A 23,669-nucleotide genomic window follows, 5' to 3' on the forward strand; every position below is an offset into this window, starting at 1 on the left:
GCGCTTGAATTTGACTGCTTTCTACTTCTCAGAATTCGCTCTCCACTAGCGTGAGAGCTCCTCAAGCGCAGAAAAACTTGCAATTCTAGCCTATATATTCTCCCACCTAGCGAAAAAATCCTTCAAATACAAGCAATTTTTCATGCTTTAGCAAGTTTTTGCAAAGCCTCAAGCTGCTTTGGAGTACCAAGGACTACAAGGATATCGCCCTCTCTGATTTCGACATCCGGCGACGGACTTGGGGTTAAAGCACCTTCTTTAGTTTTCAGTGCTATTACGTTTGCACCGGATTTCTCGCGGATGCCTGATTCGCGCAAAGTCTTGCCAACAAACTCGGAATCAGCCGAAACAGTAACTTCGCTTATCTCAAGCTCGTATTCCTCGCTATATAAAGCATTTTCCAGAAAATCCACTACCGTTGGGCGAAGAGCGGCCCAAGCCATTCTCTTTCCTCCTAAAATATAGGGCGACATCACCCTATCCGCGCCAGCCCTTCGAAGCTTCGGCTCATCTTCAACCTTAATAGACCTAGCAACAGTATATAGGTTAGGATTCAATCCCTTTGCCGTCAAGACTATGAAGGTATTGTCGGCATCGGTAGGAGCGACTGAGATGAGTCCTCTAGCCCGCTCAACTCCGGCTGCGAGAAGCACCTTTTCATCGGTGGCGTCGCCTTCTACGAAAAGCGCTCTCTCAGCAACGAGCTTGGGCAGCTGCTCTGGGTTATTTTCAACAACCACAAATGGTATATTTCGCCGTCGAAACTCAGACGCAATGGCTTGACCCATTCTCCCATATCCGCACACTATATAGTGATTCTTTACGGAGTTAATCGATTTTTGCATCCTTCTCCTCCAGAAAAGATGTTGCATTCTTTCAGTTGCAGCAAACTCTATTGCATTGCCTATTGTCCAAAATACCACTGTAAAAAGAGTCGAAACGCCTGCAAGAATTAAGACAATGGTAAAAATTTTCCCATCTTGCGAAAGGGGATGCACTTCACGATAACCAACGGTTGTAATGGTTATCACAGTCATGTAAAGAGCATCCAATAGTGGCATGTTCTCTATATACGAGTAGCCAAACGTACCTAGAGCGATGAGGGCAAACACAACCAAAACAGCGAACTTAAGCTGTCTAATTGGGTCCATAGGATGTTTCCAAAAACATAATTGCACAAATTGTGCTTTGGATTAATTACACAGCGAGCGTACTAACTCCTGCTTTTTCAGCTGCAAACCTGTGGGCCACCCGAATAGGTTCTGGAAGCCTATATTGAGGCGCACAATCCAAAACAATCTTTACTGCGGAATCAAAACTAATCTTATGTCCTGGTGAAACGAAGACTGGCTTTACGCCGGTGCGCGTGCGAACAACATTCCCAATCTGTCTGCCATCCAAATCAAACAAGGGCGTGCTGGAACCTCGCTCAAGTCCTGGTTCCTCATATACCCCATAAAGGTAAGACTTCGCGCAACCAATGGTTGGTATGTCAAGCAAAACACCAAGATGAGAAGCTATTCCGAACCCTCGTGGGTGAGCGATTCCTTGACCATCCACTATAACCACATCAGGAACGTGCTCAATTGCCAAAAACGCCTGAAGAATTACCGGACTTTCTCGAAAAGAGAGAAAACCAGGAACATAAGGAAACTGCAGTTTGCGGGTAGCCTGACGAACTTCAACTAAGTTTAAATCTGGAAAAGAAAGGACAACCACAGCAGCATGGCCCTGCTGGCTTGCCTTTGAAATACTCATATCCACACCGGCAATTAAATTTAGGTCAAGAAACCCATCCTCCAACGACACTCTGCTTTTGAGGGAGTGCTGAATTTCAACTGCTTCCCCAACCGAAACCTCCCATTTGTGAAGTTCAAAGAACCTAATACTCATCCTTAACAAGCGGCTCGCTGGCGATGGTATCCAAATCTAAACCATCAATTTCGCCTCTCAGCAGATGGTAATAACCTGCACATGCAATCATAGCGGCGTTGTCAGTGCACAATCTAGGAGGAGGATACGTTAGCCCAATTCCCCGTTTTGCTGCCTCGTCGAGCATTCTCCTCTGAAGACCAGAGTTCGCTGCCACTCCGCCTGCGAGCGCTATATTGCGGACGCCAGTGAGTTCAGCGGCTTTCATTGTGTTCTCAACAAGCATGTCCACTACTGCCGCTTGAAAGCTAGCGGCTATATCTTCTATCCGAAAATCCGAGCCATGTTCCCTAAAGAACCGAATTACCGCGGTTTTCAAGCCACTAAAGCTGAAATCGAGCGTCCCCTCAAGCTTGGCACGCGGGAAGTGGATAGCCTCAGGATTGCCTTCTTTTGCCAATCTATCAATAATTGGACCGCCTGGATACCCCAAACCTAGAACCCGAGCAGACTTATCGAATGCTTCCCCAGCGGCGTCATCCCGTGTTCGCCCTAGCATTTTGTAGTCTCCATGCCCCTTCACCAGCACTAAATCGGAATGTCCGCCAGAGACTACAAGGCACACGAACGGAAACTCTAACTCGGGATTGACCAGGAAATTTGCATAAATATGTCCTTCGAGATGGTGAATGCCCATCAATGGAATTTCCACAGCGGCAGAAACAGCTTTTGCGGCAGATACGCCAATTAGAAGCGCCCCAAGAAGTCCTGGGCGGTTTGTTACAGCGACTGCGTTTAAATCCGAGAAGCAGACATGCGCATTATCAAGCGCTTCTTTTATTACAGGATTTAATAGCTCGAGGTGCTTGCGAGAGGCAATCTCTGGCACTACTCCACCAAACTTTGAATGTAAGTCGACCTGAGAAGCTATTATGTCGGAGAGTATCTCCCGTCCATCACGAACAACAGATGCTGCTGTTTCGTCACAGCTAGTCTCAATACCAAGTATTATCATTCGGCTTCTCTTAATTTCTCCCTGTTGATTCGCAGATTGCGAAGAAAATTCTCATCCCACAAATCATCAATCCACATAACCAGCGCGTTCTCATTATTGTCCGTGTAGTAACCTCGGCGAATCGCTGCAACGTAGAAACCGTACCTGCGATAAAGATTCTGGGCTATTAGATTGTGCTCACGAACTTCCAATGTGGCCCGCCTAGCGCCACGGTGTATCGCCTCATCGAGCAAATTTACCAGCATGCGCTCGCCTATCTTCATACCTCTAAAATCAGGATCCACACCTATAGTAGTTATGTGAGCCTCTTCCATCACCAACCACATTCCTGCATATCCCACTATCTTACCGTTGTGTCTAGCTACAATGTAGTACGCATTAGGGTTGTGAACTTCGGTTGAATAGGCGCTGACTGACCAAGGCGTAGGAAAGCACTTAGTATCTAGCTCTGCAACTGCCTCTATGTCTTCGGGCTTCATCTGTTCAATTGTAATTTGAACTTGCCTATCAGCGGATTTCTTAGCAATCATAGTGTTATCTCCACGGCAGTCTAACATAAATATTTTTGGAGTGTCAAACATAATCCGAAGGAAACATACCCTCTGAATCCAAATATGAAAACTAGCGCGTGCCCTCAAACCGATTACTTCCACCAACCTAGGTTCCAAAAAACTCTCTAATTATAGAGAATATTGAAGGAAAAAGTTTGAGCTACAACGAAACTTGAAAGAAATCCAATTTTAGAGAGGTGATAAACTTGTTTTACTATTCGCTTTTCGCTGGAATTGTCCTTGCGTCCCTGATGTCGCTTTACTTCTCTGAAAGCTCATTTGCTGCAGTAATCCCATCTGAGCCCAAATACGTACAATCGCTCAATGGTATATGGCGCTTCAAGCTCGAACAAGGTGCGGTTAAAAACAAAGGACAAAAGCGGAAACTCAGCGCAAAGGACCCAATCACAACGCCAGCGACGTTCGAACCATTTTACGAACTTACCTATAAGGAAGACAAAGCTTGGCATGACCTCGCTGTGCCCAGCAACTGGGAAATGACTGGCTTCTCACCCGCAACTTATGACCAACCAGACAATGCATCTGGATTCTACCGCAAGTGGTTTGAGGTACCAGCTTCCTGGAAAGGTCGGTTGGTATTTGTGAATTTTGACGGCGTGCAGAATGGTGCCGAAATATGGCTAAATGGCCACCCTGTTAACGTTAGCGAACCTAGTTGGGACCGTCCAAACTATCACGAAAGCGGCTGGACCGCCTGGCAGGCTGATCTTACTCCTCACATTAGGTTTGACGAACGCAATCTTTTAGCCCTACGAGTGACCAAGAACACAAAATCGGCAGATCTTGACTCAGGTGATTATTTCTTTCTGGGCGGCATCCATCGGCCTGTAACTTTATTCTCTGTTCCGCAGACATACATTAAAGATATTACAGTACAAACGAGACTCCTTGACGGAGGAAAAGCGGAAGTTAAAGTTCTAATCGCCATTGGTGGAGAGCAATCCGACAATGCAATTGTCTGCATGCATCTCGGCGAACTCAAGGAGAAAATAGAATCGCGAGTTGCAGGAGGAAAAGCAGAACTTGTGCAAATCGTTTCAAACCCGAAACTTTGGTCAGCCGAACATCCAAATCTCTACAACTTAACAATAGAGATTAGGGACACAAACGGAAAATCAATTGAAAAGGTCGTCCGCCGCATTGGCATTAGGGAAATATCAATAAAGGATGGAGTTTTCTTGGTCAACGGGGTCCCTGTAAAACTTGTAGGAATATGCAGACATGATGTCTATCCATCGAAGGGTACTGCAATTGATGAAGAAGTCTGGCGCAAAGATTTAACCCTAATGAAAGCCGCAAATTTTAATGCTATTCGTACTTCACATTATCCATATGGTTCTAAGTTTTACGATCTTTGCGATGAAATGGGTTTCTACGTGGTCGATGAGCTCCCATACTGCTGGTGCCCAACTGATGACCCTGAAATGACTCCCGCATGGCTTCAGAGGGCTAGAGAAACCATTGCTCGCGATAAAAACCATCCGTGCGTGGTAATCTGGGCAATCGGAAATGAAAACAAGGAGGGACGGAACCAGAAGATTACTGCGGACCTAGTAAAGCAGCTAGACCCTACACGGCCGAGGCTAAACTCCTGCCGCCCTGCAGACGAGAATAATGTGGAGTTCGACGACCACCACTACACACGGCCAGAAGTAATAGCTTCACATGCGGCCAATAAAGAGCGGAGGGCGAAATGGCCCCTCATCTATACGGAAAACCCAAATGTCTGGGATGTGCGAAATGGCGCAGATTATGGTTGCCTTGACCTCTGGGGCACTGTCCACAAACGCACATGGGACGTAATATGGAACTCCGAGGTTATTGCCGGAAATTTCCTTTGGGAATGGCAAGACAGAGCTGTATCCGACAAATATCCTCTCAAATACTATGAATACGACCCAATAACCGGCGTACATTATGTTAAGACAAAAGGGGTAGTGGATGGCTGGCGTAATATTCGACCCGAGTATTACCATATTAAAATGGTTCAAACGCCGGTGCTTCTCGATTCCCAAGCCGACCTTGAAACAAAGCCTGGGGTTGCCGTCCTAAACGTAACTAACCGATACTCATTTACTGACCTCTCAGAGCTCAAGACGACATACCATCTCCTTAGAAAAGGCAAAGAGATTGCATCCGGCGCTATCAAGCCCAATCTCGCCCCTATGGCGTCGGGCAAAATCGAAATCCCTCTGCAAAAAGGTGCTGATACGTTGCGTGTAGAATTCAACCATCCTGGCGGTTGGAATATAATAAGCTATCAATTTAATATTGCAAAGCAAGAGCAACCTCATTTGCCTACGGTAAACGTGAAGCCACCTAATGAACTTACATTCCCAAGGCTCAACCTCATTAGAAACATCACAGGGAATAACCCATACCGCTGGAAAGTGTGCAAAAGATACCGAGGCAAGCTGGTAAATATAATCTCGTCGCCAGCTGTACCAGACATTTATTCGACTCCGCTAAGTAAAATAAAATCTGTAGATGCTGATATAGTATTGGAACATATACCAAAGACGGTTGTAGGCCACCTGCATGCAGAATACGAAAACGGCCTGTTTAGCTACCGAATAGAATGGAAATGGCAAAAGGCTGATATCCAAGAACTCGGTTGGACTTTTGAGATGCCTCATGAATACAATCGGTTTTCATGGAAGCGGCAGGCACTTTGGTCGGTCTACCCGGAGACACACATCGGTCGTCCGAGTGGAACAGCCTTACCCGATAGCGCAAATATGCACCTAACAAATATCAACAGACCCGATGCTTTTGACTTTAACTCGACGAAGTATAACTGCGATTGGGCATCGCTTACGAATTCGCAAGGTCATGGCTTAAAAGTTGAGTTTGCACCTGACCAACGACATCATTGCAAAGGCGGCTTCGGCGAAAATGGGAAATACCAACTCATTGTGAACAAACAATGCAGTCCGCCAAGGGATATTAGCTCAAATGTGGTGCCAGATTTTTACCTTGAGTTGTCGAAAGGCAACGTTATCGAAGGAAACTTTTGGGTGGGCGCAACAAAGACAACTAATAAATAAGCTAACTTAAGTGCAAATTCTAAAACCTGTTTTAATACCAAGGATGCCAGTAATTAATGTCAAGCGGCAGGTAGAATACCTGCCGCTTGTCTTCCTTGTATCGAAGTTTCTAGCACTAGACCTCACATCAGTGATTTCTTGCCTTCCTCGATTAGCCTTTTTACCTTTTGACCGCCCTTACGACCGATTTCCTCATAGAAGCTGTGGCCATACTTCCTGGCAGTCACTTCACCACCTTTTTCTCCACCCTTCTTCCCAGCCTCACTGACAGTCATCTCACCTTTCTTTTGAGGAGTCACAATGACACCTCCTCTCAATCATTCTCAGCAAACCCATTAAACATATATCTACTAAGGTAAGCAACCTTACAAGGCAAATGGAAGACAGGCACTTCCTACCTAGTCAAATGATTTTAACTATAATTCCCCAAGGGCTTTCTTTCCAGCCTCGATTAGCTGCTTGACCTTTGGACCGCCTTTAATGCCTCCCTTATGGCCGATGCTCTGATAGAATTCATGACCATGAGTTTGCGAGGTCCGCAGGCCGCCCTTTCGACCAGCCTCTCTGACAGTCATTGGATTTCCCTCGCGCTTGCGCATGGCAGTCCACCTCCTTTTGTGATTCTCTTTTTGGAAATTCCCAGGCGGCGAATCCTTTAAACCCACTGGGTTTTCATCTTTTTATGCGTTCAATACCTATTGGCATACGAAATACGGTTTATGCACTTCTTTGGGGATAATTTGTATTACTTGAAATAAAAGAAATAGCAAAAGGGTGGTAAAAATTACTTCAGATTCCCAGATGCACATTTCGCCAGAGTGTTCCAATCGTTGTCGCTGAGTTTGTCTGCAGGCACAAATAACCACCCATCCGCGTCACCTTTTATAGCCGCCTGGGCAAGTTCCATAAGCTCATTGGTAGGCACATCTTGTGGTGGAGGACTGCCCAGCCAGCAGTTGAGCAAAGCTATTACTTTAGACTTTTCTGGAACACGGCGTTTCCAACTCTGGCAAGCTCTGGTTATCTCCTCATAAGATTCAAGTGTACCAGCAACTCTTGAGCCAAACAACACAGGCGCGTGAATATCGAATATTGCACCACAATACTCCGGTTCAGTGCCAGCTCCCCCAGCGCACTGCCCAACCCAGAAATCTCTTTTATTTTTCGAAGCAACTTCTTGCGCAAATTTGACGAGTTCTGCGGCAATGTCGGTGCGAATTTTCATTTTTCTGTCCCACCATGCCGAGACAATGCCTTCGTCATAAAGAATCTTAATAGCAAGTTCGTCTCTAGTGAATTTTTTTTCGATTGAATCACAGAACTCCCGAACACAAGTATCGCAAAAGCAAATCTTATCATTTTCGGTGCCCCAATCAAAAAAGTTCAGCAAGACGCCATCAAAGCCTAATTGAATTCCTCTCTCAATACACCGCTTAATCTGAAGAACACGGGTTGTGCGGCTTGCTGCCATACAAAAGTATTCCTCGCCATAAGGATTTCCTTTGCAGTCTCTCCAAGCAAACTCCTTATTTCGCTTTTGCTTATCTAGGAACGTATTAATGCAATAACTAACAGTCAAACCCTTTTCGTGCAGTTTGGAGACAAGCGCTTCTATTCGAGAATCTACGTCGGAGTCATAAAAGAGGAGTGGACCAACAAGATTAACATGATTCAAGCCAGCGTTCCTACAACGGTCTGCTATCTCGAGTGCGGCTTCTACTTCCCCCTCCTTCGCCAGAGGATGGTTCTCAGGATAAACCGGCACATAGCCAACCCCATAAATTGGCTCTTTCGGCGCACCTGTGGCAAATTGGGAAACCAAACCCAAAAGAACAAATAACAGTAGGACTAACCTCATGCTAATTGAATTTTCTATAAATTTTGGCTAAATCCTGCAAACAACCGAAAATAAAGAGGAAGTGCCCGGGCTCAAGATGAATTAATTAAGATGCTAATTACTTCCAGTAATGAGGTACGAAAATGATTAAACGAACAGTAATATTCGTTTTGCTCACCATCTTACTAGCAACAACTCTCATTCCTGCTTGTTCGGCTCAAAAGCCGAAGAATATCATTCTCATGATTGGCGATGGAATGGGAATTGCCCAGATAGCTTTAACTAGAATGACATTGGAACGCGAACATACAACACTGAAAATGGATTCTATGGCATACACAGCCCTAGTTAAAACCCACTCGGCGAACTCCACCGTAACCGACTCTGCTGCCGCAGGCACCGCATTGGCAACTGGCTTTAAAACAAACAACGGGATGGTTGGAGTTCTTCCAAACGGCAAAGTGGTGCAAAATATACGTGAGGCAGCAGCAAAACTAGGCAAAGCCACGGGATTGGTAACGACCACAACTATCACTCATGCAACCCCAGCATGCTTTGGCGCTCATATAGCCAAAAGAGGCGAGGAAGCTGACATTGCGCCCCAACTAATTGAGAACCGCATCGATGTTCTCCTTGGTGGCGGGCGCCAGGTTTTCATCCCAGGGTCCGCCGACGGAAGCAAACGCAAGGACGAACGCAACCTCATCGCAGAAGCAAAATCCGCAGGGTACGCCATTGCTGAGAATAGAAAAGATTTGTTTGCTATAAATGCGGGAAAGCTACTTGGCTTGTTCCAAATGGGGGCTCTAACTACGGAACTACCAGAGCCAAGCCTTGCTGAGATGACTGCTAAAGCAATTGAAATCCTCTCGAAAGATAAGGATGGCTTTTTCCTCATGGTCGAGGGTGGCCAAATTGATTGGAAATGCCATGCGAACGATACTCAGGGCATGATAAAACAACTGCTCGACTTCGACGCCGCGGTAGGAAAAGCGCTAGGGTTCGCCCGCAAATACAAAGACACCTTGGTAGTAGTCACCGCCGACCATGAAACCGGCGGTCTTTCAATCCTCGGCTCAGAAGAAGGCAGTTTGGATTTTACCGCCAATTGGGCGACAAAAAGCCATACGGGTGTAAACGTTTTGCTTCTTGCCGACGGACCTGGTGCTGAGTCCTTCCGTGGTTTATTAGATAATACTGACGTTCCAAAGATTCTTGCAAAGCAATGGGGAATTAAAGGATTCGCAATAACTCGGTAGTTGGCTAGCTTTTACCTTTACGCAATTGACTAGCAAATATGAACCAATACAGCAACTTATATCTCTGGCTTAGCATGCAATTCATCTTGAAGGTCGCTAAACAATCCTTCAATTAGGTCCCTGAAACCATCCTCTGGTGATGATATCGCCAGTGATTTTTCCGCCATTATCAAGGCTTCTTGGCTTCTTCCAAGCATTTGGAATGTCTTAGCCAGTGTAAAATATATCGCAGGTGCATTTGGATCAATCATTGCTGCACGCTTTAGGTATGGAAGAGCTTGCAATGGGTTATCAATGGCAATGTAAGCATTGCCAAGTGAGAAAAGCGCATCTACATCAGCATCATCACGTGAAATGGCTTCTTCCAGAAGCTGGAGCATTTGCTGTTCTCTTTCCTGAGCCAGCTCCCTGTGGTGGAGATAGCTTCCAAATGCAGCCTGTCCTAGTGCAGTAAAAAGGCCAGGATAGTTTGGGTCTTGTGCAGCAACGGCTAAAAGTTCCTCCATCGCAGTATCACATTGATTATTGAGGGAATATGCAATCCCAAGGTTGAAGCGAGCTGTCAGGTGACTTGGATTCAAATTTAGACAATCACTGAACAGCACGATGGACTCCTCAAGATTGCCAGCATCCAAGGCCGCCATTCCCGCCTTGAAGTAGCGGTCCGAATCAGTTTCCAGTGGCCGTCCACAAATTGCACAAATCCTCGTATCATAGTCAAAGTCTATTGTACAAGCAAAGCAGCGCATTGAAACCGACCTCCTCAGTCTCCCCCAAATCAAAGGCAAGAATAGAATTAAAACTATATTCTGGGGAGAATACTTAATTTTTGTATACCCTTGCTAGTTTAATTCTAGAATGGCGTTCGTAATATGTCATATCGCCACATGAGAATTTTTGAAAAAAGATAGAATATAATTGCTCCTGGAAGTAAGTCTTGACACATTAGCAAGCTACGCATACCATTTAAGACTGAAGCGCTCCACATCCGAGGTATGAAAAACTATGGAAGCTTATAGCATTGAAAAGTTTCTAGACTGGCTGAACAGCTACTTGTGGGGGCCTCCAATGCTGATTCTTCTAATTGGCACCCACTTGTACTTAACTTTCCGCCTTAAAATCATCCAGAGGTTCACTCCGCTAGCAATTAAACTATCTTTATGCAAGTCGCGAGAAGGCGAGGGAGACGTGAGCCAATTTGGTGCGCTAACAACTGCACTCGCGGCCACTATTGGCACAGGAAATATCGTTGGCGTCGCAACAGCAGTTGCCTTGGGCGGTCCAGGGGCTATTCTTTGGACCTGGTTGACTGGCGTGTTCGGCATCGCAACAAAGTACTCAGAGGCTCTGCTTGCTGTTAAATATCGCGTTCGGACCCCTGATGGAAGGATGATTGGCGGCCCAATGTACGCTCTGGAACGCGGTTTGGGAATGAAATGGGCTGCAGTGCTCTTTTCCATATTTACAGCAATCGCAGCCTTTGGAATCGGAAATATGGTCCAATCTAACTCGATATCACATATGGCAAATGAGGTCGCGGGAGTACCATTTTGGATTACCGGAATGATTCTAACAATTCTGACAGGAACTGTAATTTTGGGTGGCATAAAATCAATTGCTCGCGTATGCGAAGCACTTGTACCATTCATGGTAATCTTTTATGTACTTGGCTGCATAATCATTCTAGGAATAGGTTATTCTAATATACCTAGCTCAGTCGCATTAATAATCAAATCGGCATTTACGGGAAAGGCAGCCGCAGGAGGATTTGCAGGAGCTACCGTAATGATGGCGGCAAGATATGGTGTCGCACGGGGTCTTTTCTCAAACGAATCTGGCCTTGGCTCTGCTCCAATAGTGGCGGCCACAGCACAAACAAAGAACCCTGTACGTCAGGCTCTTGTCTCTTCCACTGGTACGTTTTGGGACACGGTTGTCGTATGTTTGATGACAGGCTTGGTGCTCGTAAACACAGGAGTTTGGCAAACCGGGCTCCAGGGTGCGGCACTCACAAAGCAATCCTTCCATCACATTCCTATAGTAGGACCAATTGTATTGACTGTTGGCCTATTTGTTTTCGTATTCTCTACGATTCTTGGGTGGTCATACTACGGTGAGAAAGCCGTGGAATATCTTTTTGGCAGCCGAGCAATTTTACCGTATAGAACATTATGGGTCGGAGCCGTAATGCTAGGATCAGTAACAACACTCAAGGTTGTATGGAGCTTTGCAGACGCGGCAAATGCCCTAATGGCAATTCCAAATCTTGCTGCTCTTATTCTTTTAAGCGGTGTGGTGGTTGGTGAGACACGAAAGTATTTATGGGAGAGAAATCTAGAATTAGTTGCTGAGGACGAACCTGCAGTATCGTTAGCCGAAATCAGTGCAAATAGTTAAGGCGCCACTAGTGGGTCATTGACTCCAGCCTCACGAAAACCTTCGGCACGCAGGAGGCAAGAATCGCACCTGCCGCAAGGCTTTTCCTGGCCGAGATAGCAACTCCAAGTTAGCGAATAGTCAACCCCAAGCTCAACTCCACGTCTTATTATTTCGCCCTTCGTCATATGAAGAAGGGGAGCATAAATGCGAAACCGATGGCCCTCTCTGCCCGCTTTCGTGGCTAGGTTCGCCATCTCTTCGAACTTCCGCAGATAGTCTTCCCTGCAATCGGGATAGCCGCTATAATCTAGCTGATTAACGCCTATTACGATAGTATCCGCGCCGACTACTTCAGCGTAACTCAAAGCGAAAGACAAAAATATTGTATTTCGCGCTGGAACATAGGTAATAGGAATCTCTGACAATATCTCAGGTTTTTGACGGTCGAGTGGAACCTCAATATCATCTGTTAGGGCACTTCCACCCCATCGGCGCAAGTCGAATTCTATTGTGATGTGGCGAACACAACCAAGCAATTCGCCGACTTTTTTTGCACTTATAATCTCCTTCGAGTGGCGCTGGCCATATGCGAAAGTTATGCCAAAAAGTTCATAACCCTCCGCTTTTGCAATCGCCGCTGCCGTTGCGCTATCCAAACCACCTGAAATGAGAACCACGGCCCTGGGATTATGAATACTGTTTGAGTTCATGTTAGATTAATTGTAGCCGAAATTGCGCTTACAAATCTAGACGCGCTTTTGGTAAATCATTCCAACCAAACTGCGTCATTGCCAACAATCTGTCGAATTTCGGTGAGTAGTTTTGGGGTAGGTTCGACTTTGTTTTTGAGGAAATATTTTTTTATTCCGCCGTTTGCCTTGATGTGGAAAAAGACTGGGTTCTCGCCTGGAGACTTTTGCAATAATTCCTGAAGCATTCTTAGGCTCTGTTTATCTAAATCGGCTATCTCCACAATGACCGATTTAGATAGCTTGCCATTACTATTACCATTTATTCCGTCAGATAAGGGAGTGATGCTATCACAGATGACTCCGATTTGCTCTGAAGAAGTTTCCTCGTCGTCCCTAATACGTTCCCTGCGATTTGCCTTACCTTTCACCACAACAATTCCATCGTTTACTAGCCATTTCTTATACTCTTCGTATGCCGACGGAAATACAGTAACATCAATTGCTCCAGCAAAATCTTCTATAGTAACAAAAGCCATTGGTTCATTCTTTTTCGTTCGAACTTTTCGAATTCGGGTAATAACTCCGCCGACAACTACTTCTTCTTTCTCGGATTTTTCCTTTAGTTGCTCGCTACTGACAACACCAAGCTTCTTAAGCTTCTCCTGAAATTGGAGCAATGGATGGTCGGACAGATACAAACCAAGAAGCTCCTTCTCCCATGCAAGTATGTCATTCTTGGTAGCCTCTTTTACCTGTGGAAGCATAGACGGCTCCATAAAGGACGTTTCCTCCTGTGCTGCATCGGAGCCAAAGAGTGAAACCTGACCAATTCGTTTATCTCTTTGGGCTTTAGCTGCCACCATAAGGGCATCCTCTAAGATAAAAAGCAACAGCGCTCTGTTCTTGTTGATAGAATCAAAAGCACCAATCTTAATTAGGCACTCAATAGCGCTTCGTGTCACTGTAGAATCGCAAACACGACGGCAAAACTCATGAAGCGAAACGAATGGTCCTCCCCTCTTCCTTTCAGCGATGATTACGTCTATCACACCACGGCCCACGTTTTTTACAGCTCCCAAACCAAAACGGATTGCTCCATTCTCTACTTCAAACTCGACACCGCTTGCGTTAATATCTGGGGGCAAAATTTCGATACCAAGCCGCTTGCAATCCTCTATATATACAGCCAGACTATCCTTGTCGTCCATGTTTGCCGAAATAAGCGCTGCATAGTATTCCACAGGATAGTTTGCCTTCATATATGCAGTTCTATACGCGACAAAGGCATAACATACTGCATGGGCTTTGTTGAAAGCATAGCCGGCAAATGGCTCAATCTGGTCATAAATTTTTGCTGCTATCTCCGCATCAATTCCGTTGTTCTTGGCGCCCTCAATAAACCGTTCACGTTGTTTGTCGAGAATTGCGCGATTCTTGCTCGACATCGCTTTTCTGAGCACATCAGCTTGACCAAGAGTAAAACCAGCTATAGCCCGAGCTATATTCAGAACTTGCTCCTGATAGCAGATGACGCCATAGGTTTCTTTTAAGATTGGCTCAAGAAGTGGGTGAAGATATTCAATTGGCTGTTGGCCAAACTTCGACCTAATAAATTTGGGTATCTCTCCCATTGGACCTGGACGATATAGGGCAACAATGGCAGCCAGCTCCCTAACAGAGTTTGGTTTGAGTTCCATAACATTTCGCCGCATACCAGTTCCTTCAAGCTGGAAGACTCCATTTGTATCGCCCCTGGCCAGCATTTCGAAGGTTTTTTGGTCGTCGAGCGGTATATTCAAAATATCTATATCAATACCCCGATGGCGTTTGACGTTCTTTACGGCATTTGCCAGTATTGTGAGGTTCGCCAAGCCCAGGAAATCCATCTTTAAAAGGCCAACCTTGGCAATATCTTTCTTTGCCAACTGAGCGACCACTTCACCCTTACTGCCATAGTGGACAGGCACGTGATTTGTAAGCGGCTCATCAGAAATTAGTATTCCAGCTGCATGAATACCAACATTGCGGTTAATGCCTTCTAGCGTGCGCGCAGTATCTAACAAGCGAGCTACTTCTAGATTATTCTGATACTCCTCTGCAAGCTCTGGATTTTCCTCGAGCGCCATGTCAATGGTCATGCCAACTGGGACGGCTGGAATCATTTTCGCTATTCGGTCAACCTCATGTGGGGCCATACCGAGTACGCGCCCACAGTCCCGAACGGCCGCTCGGGCCTTGAGACTGCCGAAAGTGGCTATTTGGCCTACTCTGTCTTTGCCATACTTATTTATCACATATTGAATCAACTCTTCTCGACGGTCATCTTGAATATCAAGGTCAACATCGGGCATCTCAGCCCGCTCAGGATTTAGAAATCGCTCGAACGTTAGTCCGTACTCGATAGGGTCTACATCCGTAATTCCGAGGGCATAGCAAACTAAGCTTCCTGCTGCTGAACCACGAATTCCAACGTAAATACCTTGCTCCCGTGCAAAGCTGGTGAAATCGCGAACAATCATCATATACTTCGCAAAGCCGCATTGCTTAATGACATCACACTCATACCTAAAGCGTTTTTCGTAGTCTTCGGGTACTTTACCGCCAAACTTTGCAAGCAAGCCAGCGCGCGCCTCGGCTTCCATGTATTCTCCTGGGTCAACCCCCGCGGGAATACCAGGGTCTGGAAGATTAAGTTGGCTGAAATCAAAACTGCAGTTGCACCGTTCGGCTATTTCCAGGGTATTTTTGAGCGCATCCGGAAGGTGACCGAAAATACTAACCATTTCCTCAGGGCTCTTCAAGTAAAATTCTTCCGACCCAAACCTTAAGCGATTTGGGTCGTCGAGCGTAGAACCAGTTTGGATACACAGCAGAACATCGTGCGGCGCTGCATCTTTTTTTGCGATATAATGGACGTCATTCGTGGCAACGATCTTGAGGTTCATGCGAGTAGCCATCTCAACTAGTGTCCGATTGACAGGCTCCTGCTCGGAAAGACCATGCTCCATCAGCTCCAGGTAAACATTCTCTCTACCGAAAATGTCTACGTAATCCCCAAGGGACTTCTCTGCTTGAACAATATCTCCTTGTAGTATGTGGTATGGAACTTCACCCGCTAAGCATGCAGTCAATGCAATTAGGTCGCCGCTGTATTGGCTTAAGAGCTCCTTATCCACGCGTGGTTTATAGTAGAATCCCTCAGAATGGGCGAGGCTTACTAGTTTAATGAGGTTCTTATAACCTTTTTCTGACTGCGCCAGAAGCACGAGGTGATGTTGGTCTTTATCCAACCTTGGGTCACGACGCGTTCTTGATTCCTTTGCAACGTAAACCTCGCATCCTAAAATAGGCTTGATACCTGCATCCTTCGCCTCGCAATAGAAGCTTATGTTGCCATACATGACGCCATGGTCGGTAATAGCAATAGCCGGCATGTTCATTTCTAATGCTCGTTCGATTAGCCCTTGGATGCGACAAGCGCCGTCTAGCAGGCTGTACTCAGAATGAACATGCAGATGCACAAACTCAGGAGTTGACATTGCCGGCTTCCAAGTAAAAAACTTTCAATGCTTGAGTTCAATACCGAACCATATGTTACCTGCAGAAATACTAACTTTTCGTACAAATGACTGTTTAGCAAGCAAACTCGATGTAATTTTTCAGGATGGTTGCGTTAGTATGTTGAGGATAATGAGCATTCCCTTTGCCATTAAATTCTACCCTAGCTGCCAATCAAATGTCGAAGAAAAAAATTCTAAATCTTATACCCTCATTTGTCACAATTCATTAATTACTTAACATTTCGAGATCCAGCCCAAACCTAATTTTCAATCGGAAGGGAAAGGCATAAAGCCGGCTTATCCTTTTAAAATGAAGGAGTAAGTCCTGCAATCAGCGAAAAGAAAGAAAGGTTCACACTAGTTTGACGTAAGGTTCAATGAAGGCAAACATTTTCTTTCTACCAATTGTATTTATACAGGTGCTTACATCCACAGCGCTACTTGTTCCAAAAGGAAATCCCGCTATTGAAAATCTCCCAGACGCTGGTGGATGGATCAACTGGGAACGCCTAATTATCAAAGCCATTGGCGTTTGCAACCTCCCCGGCGACGTTGAGAGTGAAGCTGAGGCATTGGAGATAGCTCGCGCCGCAGCAACCACACGCGCCCATCGAAATCTTGCTCTAGTAGCAAATTCTGTTCGCGTTTCAGGAAACACATACATCAAAGATCTTGCCAGCAACTCTGAGGAGATACGCCTAAAACTCGAAGACTTTGTGAAGAACGGACAGATAGTAAGTGGAAGGCAACTTTGCGACCGCTCTTATGAGATAATTATTCAGGCAACCCTGTGCGGCAAAGACGGCATTACAGCTATTATATCTTCAAAAACGCCCAATGAAGGAGTGGCTAACCGAAATAATAAGTTGCCGCTAGGATTAGTTATTGACGCACGTAGCATTGATTTGAAGCCATGCCTGTTTCCTGTCATATTCAATCTTGAAGGTCAAAAAATTTTAGACACGGCAGAAATTGGCTTAGTAGCTTACTCAAACGACGCAAAGCAAGCTTTAAAATCGAAAAAAAACAGAGCTCATCCAATCGTTGTAAAAGCATTAGGAAAGAATAAGAAATCACCAACCGACATAATGGTTAATACTGAAGATGCTGCCCGTATTCTGGAAGCAAAGCGTCAAACTGGTATTCTTTCGCATTCCCGCGTTTTGGTTCTTATAGGTTCTCCAAAGTGACTTTCAAACGTGCAAGGTAAGCAATACTTTACAATCACATCGCTCAGGTGTTACAATGGTTTTACACATACACAGAACAAATGTACGATTGCAGAATGAAGGACAAACCAATTGGCAGGCCAAAGCAACGAAAGTCTTCGCATACTGGGAGTTGATCCCGGCCTAAATGTCACCGGATATGGAATTATTGAAGTCATCGGCGATAAGCCGGCGCTCGTTGAAGGGGGCGTAATCCGCATATCTCAAAAACTACCCTTAGAGAAACGACTGTCTACAATCTTCCATGGAATTGAGGAATTAATAAAAGACTTCAGTCCCCAAGCACTTGCGCTGGAAGAGATTTATACACACTATGATAGACCTAGAGTCGCGGTCATGATGGGACATGCGCGAGGTGTTATATGTTTAGCGTCGTCTTTGAACCAGATTCCTGTCTTCAGCTATGCCTCGACTCACATAAAGGGATCTCTTACGGGCAATGGGCGAGCAAGCAAAGAACAAGTTCAGCGCATGGTTCAAGCCCAACTTAATCTGAAAACTCCGCCAGAGCCGCTTGATGTAAGTGATGCGCTTGCGGTAGCGCTTTGTCATTTCGTTAGGCAAGGCAAAAATCAAAACCTAATTCAGGAACTTTGATAAGGAACAAAAAATGATTTCGTATATCCGAGGAACTCTGATTCCAAAAAGCGAATCAGAAGTTATAATATGGTCAAACGGCATAGGCTATGAAGTTATGGTCCCCTCGCCTGTGATGAAGGGACTGCTCAAAAAGACCGATGAGGAACGGAAAGATATCACGCTTGTAACTTATCACTACTTCGAAAACAACCAGTCAAAGCTCATTCCTCGTCTAGTGGGTTTTAACAATGAGATAGAGCGTGAGTTCTTTGAGCTTTTTATCACGGTAACGAACATGGGGCCAAAAACCGCCGTCCGAGCACTATCTCGCTCGTTTCATGAAGTAGCAGAAGCTATTGAGAATGGCGATCACAAGGGACTTGCAACACTACCCGGAATTGGTGAAAAAAAAGCACGTCAGATTATCGCAACCCTTCAAGGAAAAGCCGGCAAATTCGCATTGATAAGAGACGAAGCCCTTGCTGCTGAACCGCTGCCAAAGGAAGACATTCAAGCTGAAGCAGTAGAAGTGCTTCTTCAACTAGGCTACAAACGCTCTGAAGCACAGCAAATGGTGGAACAGGCAATTGAGACATCGTCCTCGAAGCCGAAGACCAGCGAGGAACTAATTCAGCAAATTTATGAATTGAAGCTGATGAGATAGCAACTACCATGGCACGACAGAAAACGATAAGCGCGAAGGATACGCAACAAAAATCAAGCATGCCAAATCTGCAGGAAGAGGACCGCAGTTTATGGAACCTGCGGCCACGCACGCTGGACGAGTATATAGGCCAAACTGCAGTGGTAGATAATATGAGGATTGCAATTACTGCTGCACGGAATAGGCGAGAGCCATTGGACCACGTACTTCTTCATGGTGCGCCCGGCCTCGGCAAAACAACCCTAGCACACATAATCGCCGCCGAGATGGGAGCTAGCATTATCGCAACGTCTGGCCCAGCACTTGAAAAACCAAAGGATGTTATGGGTATACTTTCAAGCCTAGAGGTCGGGGACGTACTTTTCATCGATGAAGTCCATCGCTTGTCACGCGTAGTCGAAGAATTCCTTTACTCCGCAATGGAAGACTTTCAAGTTGATTTTGTTCTAGACAAAGGCGCTTATGCCAAGACAATAAAAATTCCGCTAAAGCGGTTCACTCTAGTGGGAGCAACAACCAGAGCAGGCATGTTGTCTGCACCATTGCGAGATAGGTTCGGCATATTTGCGCACATGGATTACTACTCGCCTGAGGAACTGACTATGGTTGTTCAGCGGTCAGCAAAGCTATTGGGTGTAAGGGTAGAACCAGATGGTGCTGAGGAAATTGCCCGCCGTTCGCGGGGCACTCCTAGAATCGCCAACAGGCTCCTTCGACGCGTGCGGGATTATGCCGAAGTCGAAGGAGATGGCATTATAACACGCGAAATCGCTGACATAGCCCTAACAAGAGAAATGGTCGATGCAATCGGACTAGATAAACTCGACCGAAGCTATCTCCGAACGATAATCGAGTACTACAACGGCGGACCCGTCGGAATCGAAGCGCTTTCGGCAACCCTAAATGAAGAAACTGACACACTAGTTGATATGGTGGAGCCTTACCTTCTCAAAATAGGTTTTCTAAATCGCACTCCCAGCGGGAGGAAGGCAACCCACCTTGCATATGAACATTTGGGAATCCCATTCAAAGGACCTGAAACTAACGGGCTCCAACTCAAACTAACACCTTAAGTACGCCGGCAAATTCTGCTCTTAAAATTAATAAATGGCATCAAACAATTAATCTGGCATGAGTTTTTACTCTAAAAACGTTTGGGGCGGGAGCTATGCCCCCACCCCAAAACATCTCTTAATATTTTAATCTTCCTATTGTATCGTAAAGGCGCCCATTTGGTCCCAGCCGTCGCGTGTGTTTGCATTATCATATACAAGCATCCAAGCCTTACAGCTTTTGTTTGCCATTGTTGACTTAAATTCGATTCGCCAATTTACGTCGAGGTATGTCTCTCTGCGAACAATAGTGGTTTCAGAACAATAAAGCCTGCAATAGCTATTCTCAAGCACAACTGACGAACCAGGAGCCGCACCCTCTCCCCAAGTGGTGTTCGCATCATTCTTCACGTATAGTTTGTTTGTATTTGCATCGTATCTGACAAATACTGCGTTTGTTTGGCTAAGCGTTGTGTTTAGCAACAAGTAACAATTAGCAAGATTAGCATATCCCTCATTGTCCGAGTATTTGCTTGTGAAGGTAGTCTTGACACCAACCGCAATGCCGCCGCTACTTGGCGCCAAACTGAGGTTCTCTGGAGCAAGCGGCCTGTATTCGTCAGCTCCAATGTCGACAGTTTCTCCGCTGATGCGCGCTTGATTATCTAGATCCTTCCATCCCTCGCCGACAACGCCATTGCTACCAGCGTTTATGCACGGTGATGTTGGAATTATGTGATAGTTGCCGCCAACCCTATCCACTAGCATTGGATCTGCTAAAATATCCCTCACAGGGTTAGTAATCCCCGAGTAGTCATATGCTCCATTCGAATAGAGACAGTTCGTCTGCATATATGCTGATGAATTGTACGAGTATACACCTGACGAGCAGAATGCAATAATATTATTCACAATGCTCGCACCGCTTCTTTCGACGCAACCGATGCCTCCACCATCGCTGGACGCAGTGTTTCCAACGATGGTATTGTTTGCGATAATCGGGCTTGAGCCGAAGTAGCAATAAATACTGCCTCCAAACTTAGAAGCAGTATTGTCAGCAATAACATTGTTCATAATATTCGGTAATGAGTCAACCTCGCATGCAATACCACCACCGCTAACCTTCGCGATGTTCTTCTTGATCGTGTTGTTTGAAATAGTTGGCGAACATCGATAGCAGCTTATACCGCCACCATCTGTAGATGTCGCTTTATTCGCAGTTAGCGTATTGCTAGAAATCACTGCATCTGAGGTATAGCAAAAGACTGCTCCTCCTTGATAGGCGGAGTTCTCCGCCATCGTGTTCCCCTTGATTGTTGCTGCGGACGAATAATAGCAGCCAATAGCCCCGCCGCCATTGGTAGCTGTGTTACCATTAATCTTGTTGCCAGTAATAGTAGGTGTGGACGAGTAATAGCAACCAATGCCTCCGCCGCCATGAAGTGCAGTATTGTTGGTGATTGTGTTTCCGGTGATGGTTGGCGATGATCGATATTGGCAGTGGATTCCACCGCCTCCATAGGAAGACGTGTTACCAGTAATGACATTATTAGCTATCACTGGCGAAGCATAGTAACAAAAGATTCCGCCGCCGCCAACTGTGGAACTTCCGTTCCTAATGGTAAATCCATCTATACGGCCACTCTCGCCAACGCCGGGCAAGAAGGTAACCACACTGCCCTCTTTGCCGCCGTCTATGATTGTTATATTTGTGCTGGGTTTCCTTTGCGCAAGCGAAACCTCGGTACCTGCAAATCCACCATATAATTTGATGCCAGCTCTAATTGTAAGACGTTCCTGATAGGTTCCAGCAGCAACCCAAACTTGATCGCCATCTATGCATTTGCTAAGCGCATCATTGATGGTGAGAAATGCCTTTTCCCAAGTCGTGCCGTCATGCACTTCCCCAGGCGCGTTGTATTTGACGCGGAAAATTGTCGGCTGACGTATAACAAAATATGCTGAACTAATCTCACTTGGCTCGTAATTGCCCTTCCAAGCCTTTGCCTTAAGGGTCAATGTCCTATCAACAACTATTGGACTTTCGTAAACTTTACCATTAGTCAGCGTTGGGTCAGTTCCATCCGTAGTATAGCGTATCGTAGCGCCCGCTGTGCCACAAGTAATAGTAACGTTCTGCGGCGTGCTGTAAGTGCCCCCGTTAGGAATAATTACCGGGGTTTCGACTTTGCCAAATCTTACTGTAAAACTGATTGTGCTTCCGGCGCTTCCAATGTTGCTTATTTTCAAGCCGCCTGGGCTACCGTCTGCTAGAAAACTTGAAGGGTCCGTGGTATCATCAATTTGAATTCTGCCTTCTTCCAATGAGAAAGTAGCATCATCAGGGTTTCCATTTTCTTCGATGGTGCCTCCAGGTCGATAAATATATACTTCATCAGGTGGTCCGAAAGCATTCCCCATCCCATCGCATTCGGTGTTAATTCGATAGACAAGCAATCCTGACCCCGGTAGCATGCTTTCAAACGTCGGTCTGTTATTATTGCGGTATTCCACGACAAAATACTGCGTATCAGAATAAGGCGAAGATATTTTGTAGCAGTTATTTGTTGGAGAAGTTATTGGTCGAATAGAATAAGTTCCAGCTTGAACGATCTCTGGAATTTCTTCAATCCACCTGGTGTACCGCCATTTCATATAAGCGCCCATGTGTTGCGGTGGGTCGGTGTTATATTCCATAATATCCCAGAGCCATACAGGATAAAGCCCGTCGAATTCATAATGATAGAGGTCCGGCATGCCAAGCGAGTGATTCATCTCGTGGCAAAGCACGCCGACTCCTTCTGATTCGAGAAGATAACTCTGCAATTGGAAATTATAGGTTCCCACGGTCTTTCCATTGATTTCAGGCGGAGTGACACCATCGAACTCAGGGGTAAACGTCCACATATGTGGCCACAGGAGATCACTCCAAGCGCCTGGCGAACCGTAGACAATAAAGCATACGTTATCTACATATCCATCGCCATCTGAATCAACAACCAAGTCAGAAGGAATATATCTTTTTACTGTGTTTATAGCGCTTTTCAAGAGGATATGCTCTCTGGTAGCCATATCCAAACCATCATCCTCATAAGGGTCAGTATAGCCAATAGGATTTGATTCACTCTTGGGCTGATAGTAGGCTCTAGGGTTGTAGTCCTGGTATGAGACGACGGTTTCCTCGGCGGGTGGATAAAAAGTTGTGCTTACCGACAGTTTATTATATGAAACTTCGGTGTAGTAATTACTCATCGAATTTGCCAGAGGAGCTGTGAGGTTGAACATATTATCATAGGTAGAAATCTTGTCGGTAAATTCGTTTTCGTCTGAAAATCTGATAAAAATGACAATATTATTGATAGTCCCAGTGCTAGGCGCTGGCCGAACAGGCCGAATTCTGCTTGGCATGAACAAAGCATACGGCTTTCGCATGCCCCGCAAGTTCGGCATTACTCCCCTTTTCAATCCTACGGCAGCCGGGTTAACCTTCCCGGCTACATAACGTGAAGGTAGCAGCTTGCCACCTGTCTCAAAAGCGTATGTATAGAAGCCGGTTTTGGGGTCGCGGACGATGACGTATCCATCCGCATCATGTAGCCACCTGTAACGCTCATCTCCACTGCAAAAGCATTTTAGCACTTCTCCATTTGGCTGCACCAGGGTTTGCGGCACATTTCTCAGAAAAGCTCCGCAAGCAAATGAACTAATCAAAATTGTCAACGGAATTGATAGTGCAACCGCCGCAAGCCAGAGAGGTATGCGCCTTTTTTGAACTTTCATAACTTTTCCTCTTTCCGCATGATGAATGTATAAATTATGCAGACCCCATGCAACATTCGCCGGTGGTCAAAGGTTCGGGGGATATTTCATTGTTAGACCTAAGTATACTCTACACTTGTTCCCGCTGAAACT

At 45.7% G+C, this 23,669-nt stretch carries 18 protein-coding genes; 7 read left to right on the forward strand and 11 right to left on the reverse strand.

Translation table 11 applies throughout. The features are described 5' to 3' along the window. Nucleotides 1–140: 140 nt before the first annotated feature. From K6T99_05930 to rimI, 4 genes are read right to left on the reverse strand one after another with little or no spacing between them, the layout of a single operon-like run. Nucleotides 141–1,151 (reverse strand): potassium channel protein, encoded by a 1,011-nt coding sequence (locus K6T99_05930; GenBank protein ID MCL6519352.1) that lies wholly within the window; start codon nt 1,149–1,151, stop codon nt 141–143. A gap of 46 nt (nt 1,152–1,197) precedes the next feature. Continuing rightward, complete coding sequence (nfi, locus tag K6T99_05935) at nt 1,198–1,887, reverse strand: deoxyribonuclease V (protein MCL6519353.1); 690 nt, start codon at nt 1,885–1,887, stop codon at nt 1,198–1,200. Beyond that, complete coding sequence (gene tsaD, locus K6T99_05940; GenBank protein MCL6519354.1) at nt 1,883–2,887, reverse strand: tRNA (adenosine(37)-N6)-threonylcarbamoyltransferase complex transferase subunit TsaD; 1,005 nt, start codon at nt 2,885–2,887, stop codon at nt 1,883–1,885. The genes nfi and tsaD overlap by 5 nt, the downstream gene beginning before the upstream one ends. Then, nucleotides 2,884–3,417 (reverse strand): ribosomal protein S18-alanine N-acetyltransferase, encoded by a 534-nt coding sequence (gene rimI, locus K6T99_05945; GenBank protein MCL6519355.1) that lies wholly within the window; start codon nt 3,415–3,417, stop codon nt 2,884–2,886. The genes tsaD and rimI overlap by 4 nt, the downstream gene beginning before the upstream one ends. A 227-nt stretch (nt 3,418–3,644) precedes the next feature. Between rimI and K6T99_05950 the strand changes: the two genes are divergently transcribed. Continuing rightward, nucleotides 3,645–6,506 (forward strand): DUF4981 domain-containing protein, encoded by a 2,862-nt coding sequence (locus K6T99_05950; GenBank protein MCL6519356.1) that lies wholly within the window; start codon nt 3,645–3,647, stop codon nt 6,504–6,506. A gap of 122 nt (nt 6,507–6,628) precedes the next feature. Here the strand turns inward: K6T99_05950 and K6T99_05955 are convergent, their stop codons facing one another. The 3 genes from K6T99_05955 to K6T99_05965 all read right to left on the reverse strand — a co-directional run bounded on the left by K6T99_05955 (nt 6,629) and on the right by K6T99_05965 (nt 8,364). Then, nucleotides 6,629–6,805, reverse strand: a complete 177-nt coding sequence (locus K6T99_05955; GenBank protein MCL6519357.1) for an Em GEA1 (EM1) — start codon at nt 6,803–6,805, stop codon at nt 6,629–6,631. A gap of 117 nt (nt 6,806–6,922) precedes the next feature. Continuing rightward, complete coding sequence (locus K6T99_05960) at nt 6,923–7,105, reverse strand: Em GEA1 (EM1) (protein ID MCL6519358.1); 183 nt, start codon at nt 7,103–7,105, stop codon at nt 6,923–6,925. A 185-nt stretch (nt 7,106–7,290) separates the two neighbouring features. Then, nucleotides 7,291–8,364, reverse strand: a complete 1,074-nt coding sequence (locus K6T99_05965) for a hypothetical protein (GenBank protein ID MCL6519359.1) — start codon at nt 8,362–8,364, stop codon at nt 7,291–7,293. A 122-nt stretch (nt 8,365–8,486) separates the two neighbouring features. Between K6T99_05965 and K6T99_05970 the strand changes: the two genes are divergently transcribed. After that, a complete protein-coding gene (locus K6T99_05970; GenBank protein ID MCL6519360.1) occupies nt 8,487–9,602 on the forward strand; it encodes an alkaline phosphatase in 1,116 nt (371 codons plus the stop codon). Between the two features lie 56 nt (nt 9,603–9,658). On the opposite strand, the gene K6T99_05975 is transcribed toward K6T99_05970, so the two are convergent. Beyond that, nucleotides 9,659–10,351: a tetratricopeptide repeat protein gene (locus K6T99_05975; protein MCL6519361.1), complete on the reverse strand. Its 693-nt coding sequence runs from the start codon at nt 10,349–10,351 to the stop codon at nt 9,659–9,661. Between the two features lie 256 nt (nt 10,352–10,607). Between K6T99_05975 and K6T99_05980 the strand changes: the two genes are divergently transcribed. After that, on the forward strand, nt 10,608–11,999 hold the full coding sequence (locus K6T99_05980; protein ID MCL6519362.1) for a sodium:alanine symporter family protein: 1,392 nt from the start codon (nt 10,608–10,610) through the stop codon (nt 11,997–11,999). On the opposite strand, the gene queC is transcribed toward K6T99_05980, so the two are convergent. Together queC and K6T99_05990 are read right to left on the reverse strand one after the other, a co-directional pair. After that, nucleotides 11,996–12,691 (reverse strand): 7-cyano-7-deazaguanine synthase QueC, encoded by a 696-nt coding sequence (gene queC / locus K6T99_05985; GenBank protein ID MCL6519363.1) that lies wholly within the window; start codon nt 12,689–12,691, stop codon nt 11,996–11,998. The two genes, K6T99_05980 and queC, sit on opposite strands and share 4 nt — an antisense overlap. A gap of 56 nt (nt 12,692–12,747) precedes the next feature. Continuing rightward, the gene (locus K6T99_05990) at nt 12,748–16,212 is read right to left on the reverse strand and encodes a DNA polymerase III subunit alpha (GenBank protein MCL6519364.1); all 3,465 of its coding nucleotides are present in this window, start codon (nt 16,210–16,212) and stop codon (nt 12,748–12,750) included. A gap of 398 nt (nt 16,213–16,610) precedes the next feature. On the opposite strand from K6T99_05990, the gene K6T99_05995 reads away from it, so the two are divergent. From K6T99_05995 to ruvB, 4 genes are all read left to right on the forward strand, one after another. Next, nucleotides 16,611–17,423 (forward strand): hypothetical protein, encoded by an 813-nt coding sequence (locus K6T99_05995; protein MCL6519365.1) that lies wholly within the window; start codon nt 16,611–16,613, stop codon nt 17,421–17,423. Between the two features lie 144 nt (nt 17,424–17,567). After that, nucleotides 17,568–18,059 carry a crossover junction endodeoxyribonuclease RuvC gene (gene ruvC / locus K6T99_06000; GenBank protein ID MCL6519366.1) on the forward strand — a complete coding sequence of 164 codons (492 nt, stop codon included), beginning with the start codon at nt 17,568–17,570 and terminating at the stop codon, nt 18,057–18,059. Between the two features lie 13 nt (nt 18,060–18,072). Beyond that, entirely contained in the window at nt 18,073–18,705 is a 633-nt protein-coding gene (locus tag K6T99_06005; protein MCL6519367.1) for a Holliday junction branch migration protein RuvA, read from the forward strand. A gap of 8 nt (nt 18,706–18,713) precedes the next feature. Then, nucleotides 18,714–19,778: a Holliday junction branch migration DNA helicase RuvB gene (gene ruvB / locus K6T99_06010; protein ID MCL6519368.1), complete on the forward strand. Its 1,065-nt coding sequence runs from the start codon at nt 18,714–18,716 to the stop codon at nt 19,776–19,778. Between the two features lie 135 nt (nt 19,779–19,913). On the opposite strand, the gene K6T99_06015 is transcribed toward ruvB, so the two are convergent. Further along, nucleotides 19,914–23,537: a M6 family metalloprotease domain-containing protein gene (locus tag K6T99_06015; protein ID MCL6519369.1), complete on the reverse strand. Its 3,624-nt coding sequence runs from the start codon at nt 23,535–23,537 to the stop codon at nt 19,914–19,916. Nucleotides 23,538–23,669: the final 132 nt, after the last annotated feature.

Source organism: Armatimonadota bacterium (assembly GCA_023511795.1).
Classification (GTDB): Bacteria; Armatimonadota; UBA5829; order DTJY01; family DTJY01; genus JAIMAU01.

Coding starts and splice junctions, on each gene's coding strand:
- K6T99_05930 (MCL6519352.1), bottom strand. CDS start 1,151: ATGGACCCAATTAGACAGCTTAAGTTCGCTGTTTTGGTTGTGTTTGCC.
- tsaD (MCL6519354.1), bottom strand. CDS start 2,887: ATGATAATACTTGGTATTGAGACTAGCTGTGACGAAACAGCAGCATCT.
- rimI (MCL6519355.1), bottom strand. CDS start 3,417: ATGATTGCTAAGAAATCCGCTGATAGGCAAGTTCAAATTACAATTGAA.
- K6T99_05960 (MCL6519358.1), bottom strand. CDS start 7,105: ATGCGCAAGCGCGAGGGAAATCCAATGACTGTCAGAGAGGCTGGTCGA.
- K6T99_05965 (MCL6519359.1), bottom strand. CDS start 8,364: ATGAGGTTAGTCCTACTGTTATTTGTTCTTTTGGGTTTGGTTTCCCAA.
- K6T99_05970 (MCL6519360.1), top strand. CDS start 8,487: ATGATTAAACGAACAGTAATATTCGTTTTGCTCACCATCTTACTAGCA.
- K6T99_05975 (MCL6519361.1), bottom strand. CDS start 10,351: ATGCGCTGCTTTGCTTGTACAATAGACTTTGACTATGATACGAGGATT.
- K6T99_05980 (MCL6519362.1), top strand. CDS start 10,608: ATGGAAGCTTATAGCATTGAAAAGTTTCTAGACTGGCTGAACAGCTAC.
- queC (MCL6519363.1), bottom strand. CDS start 12,691: ATGAACTCAAACAGTATTCATAATCCCAGGGCCGTGGTTCTCATTTCA.
- K6T99_05990 (MCL6519364.1), bottom strand. CDS start 16,212: ATGTCAACTCCTGAGTTTGTGCATCTGCATGTTCATTCTGAGTACAGC.
- K6T99_05995 (MCL6519365.1), top strand. CDS start 16,611: ATGAAGGCAAACATTTTCTTTCTACCAATTGTATTTATACAGGTGCTT.
- K6T99_06005 (MCL6519367.1), top strand. CDS start 18,073: ATGATTTCGTATATCCGAGGAACTCTGATTCCAAAAAGCGAATCAGAA.
- ruvB (MCL6519368.1), top strand. CDS start 18,714: ATGGCACGACAGAAAACGATAAGCGCGAAGGATACGCAACAAAAATCA.
- K6T99_06015 (MCL6519369.1), bottom strand. CDS start 23,537: ATGAAAGTTCAAAAAAGGCGCATACCTCTCTGGCTTGCGGCGGTTGCA.